This window comes from Streptomyces sp. NPDC005899 (genome assembly GCF_040629645.1).
Lineage (GTDB): Bacteria > Actinomycetota > Actinomycetes > Streptomycetales > Streptomycetaceae > Streptomyces.
Genome location: NZ_JBEXWB010000566.1, coordinates 1 through 2,618 on the forward strand (window position 1 = coordinate 1; position 2,618 = coordinate 2,618).

The 2,618-nt window shown below is 73.4% G+C and carries 3 protein-coding genes; 1 reads left to right on the forward strand and 2 read right to left on the reverse strand.

From position 1 onward, the window contains the following. Positions 1 to 354: 354 nt before the first annotated feature. Complete coding sequence (locus ABZ371_RS31460) at positions 355 to 1,179, reverse strand: MOSC N-terminal beta barrel domain-containing protein (protein WP_358686101.1); 825 nt, start codon at positions 1,177 to 1,179, stop codon at positions 355 to 357. Positions 1,180 to 1,225: 46 nt separating this feature from the next. After that, entirely contained in the window at positions 1,226 to 1,699 is a 474-nt protein-coding gene (locus tag ABZ371_RS31465; protein WP_358686103.1) for a DUF6643 family protein, read from the reverse strand. A 309-nt stretch (positions 1,700 to 2,008) separates the two neighbouring features. Here ABZ371_RS31465 and ABZ371_RS31470 point away from each other — a divergent pair. Further along, on the forward strand, positions 2,009 to 2,618 hold a 610-nt coding region (locus tag ABZ371_RS31470; protein WP_358686105.1), incomplete at its 3' end, for a TerD family protein.

Sequence of the window (2,618 nt, forward strand, 5' to 3'; positions counted from 1 at the left end):
GATACGGAAGGGGGGTGCATGACGGTGCGGGCGCTACGGGGTGTCCGGCGGTGGCGGCCAGCAGCATCAGGAGAAGAGTGGCCAGCGCGAGCCACGCCTCGTGGCGATCGGTGGGCCGGCACAGGGGATTGCGCCGCCACCGCCGGACACCCCGTAGCGCCCGCACCGTCATGCACCCCCCTTCCGTATCCGTCATGACCCGATACGGCACCGGCCTGCCCGCGTGAGCGGCGAAGGGAGAGCAACCTCACGCCCCTTGGCGCTCCCTGTGCCCCCGCGCTCCGTCGCCGGCGCCCCCACGCACCACAACGCCCCGCGGGGGCCCCGTGGTTCCCGGCCTCCCAGGAGCGGCGGTCAGGCCAGGACCCGCACCGGGTCCCCCACCCGGATCACACCCGTGCCGTCGGGAATGAGGTTGTGGCCGAACAACAGCCGCTTCCCGGAACGCCGGTGACGGGCGAGCGTGTGCAACGGCTCCCTGCCCCGGCGCGCCGTCCGCTGGTCGGTCGTGGTGACGACGCAACGGCCGGACGGCTTCACCACGCGGAAGGCGACCTCCCCGATCGCGATCCGCTTCCAGGTGTCCTCCACCCAGGGCGCCGTACCGTCCACGACCACGTTCGGCCGGAAGCGGTCCATCGGCAGCGGGCCCTCCTGCGGATGCTCTCCCCGCGCGATCAGCGAGTTGAGGGTGTCCAGCGAGGCGCACGTGGTCAGGAGCAGGGGGAAACCGTCCGCGAGGGACACGGTCTCGCCCGGGCGGGCGAACGCCGGGTCGATGTGCCTGCGGTGCGACGGCGCGTCGAGGTGGACGAGCCGGACCTCCGCCCCGAGGCGGGCACCGAACCAGGCGTGCGCGGCCTCGGCGGCCTCCACGACCTCCACCTTGCCGGTGAAGAGCTCCGCGACCTCGGTGCGCGCCGGATCGGGCACCCGGACCGTCAGGGGCGCGCTCCCCGGCGCGGACAGGCGCACTCCGCCGCCCGGCAGCGGCTGGGCGGACAGCTGTGCCAGCCGCGGCTCCTGCCGCTGCGTGACGACCCTGGCCCCGGCGTCGATGAGCATCCAGCGACGGTCGCCGCCGAGTCCCCATGGCTCGACGGCGGCCTCGCCGACCGGATACGCGGCCAGCGCCTTGACGGGGTGGACGCGGACGTCCCTGAGCACGGGCGAGATCATGCGTCCATACTGCCAGTCACCACCGGCGGCGGGCCGACGCTCCGGCTCAGTACCCCCGGCCCTGGTACGGACGGTTGTACGGCTCCTCGTACGGCGACTGCGCCGGCACCGGCCTCGGCGCGGCCGGGCGCATCGCCTCGTAACCCGTACCGGGACGCTGCTGCTGGGGCTGCTGCGGGTAGCCGCGCGGCGCGGTCGGCTGCTGAGGGATGTACGGCGCCGGCGCGTGCTGCAGGTGCGCCGGCTGCATCATCGGCGCCTGCTGCATCCCCGCGTTCTGGTACTGCGGCTGCGCCATCTGCTGCGGGTAGCCGTAGGAACCGGTGGGCTGGGAGGGGGCGGCCGGCAGCGCCGGGAGGGCCGGCAGATAGCTGTTGCCGGTGTCGTAGGCGGCCGGGACCCGGATCGGTGCGATCTGGGGGGTACCCCGCTCGGCGACCAGGGAGTCGTAGATCGGGGTGTCGGGGAACGACGGCGCGGCGTAGTAGCCGCTGCCGTAGGTGGAGCGGGGGGAGGTCATGACACATAAGTTAAGCCCACGATGTGCTGGTTGGGGAGCCCCAATCTTGGGGTTATCCGTTTTACGTTGCTTTTGTCGGCCCGAGCTGTCACGGCGTCGTCCGGAGCTTCCGCCGGCAAGGGGGCGCGGCCGCCCGCACGGTCCCGTGCCCGGCGCCCCGCACCGGCCGCGGGTGCCCGGGCGGCCGTGGGAGGCACGGGTTCCGGGAGCCACCGGCGGATCGCCGGCAGCCGTCCCGCCGGGAGTGTGGGCTCACCGGTGGAGCGGGGATTAGGTTGGCGGGAGACGCTCCGGGCAGCCGGACTCGAGATGGGGGCGAGCATGATCATGAAAAAGGGAGCCAATGTCGCGGTGCCGGCTCAGGCCGTGCGGGTCGAACTGGGCTGGCGCACCTCCCCCGGAGAGCCGGACGTGGACGCCTCCGCGCTCCTTCTCGTGTCGGGAAAGGTGCGCAGCGACGCCGACTTCGTCTTCTACAACCAGCCCGCCCACGCGTCCGGCGCGGTACGTCACGAAGGCAAGCGGACCGGGGCCGGCAGCGTGACGGACAGCCTCGCCGTGGACTTCGCGCGCATGGAGCCCGCGATCGACCGCGTCGTCGTCGCCGCCTCCGCCGACGGCGGCACCTTCGGCCGTGTCACCGGGTTGTACGTACGGGTCGTGGACGCGGCGAACGGCTCCGAACTCGCCCGTTTCGAGAGCGCGGACGCCACGGTCGAGACCGCGTTCATCCTCGGAGAGCTCTATCTGCGCCAGGGCGACTGGAAGTTCCGGGCCGTCGGGCAGGGGTACGACACCGGGCTCGAAGGCCTGGCGACGGACTTCGGCATCTCCGTCGACGAACCGCAGCAGGCACCCCTGCCGCCCGCCCCGCCGGCGCAGCAACCGGCCCCGGCGGCCCACCCCGCCCCCCGGGCCG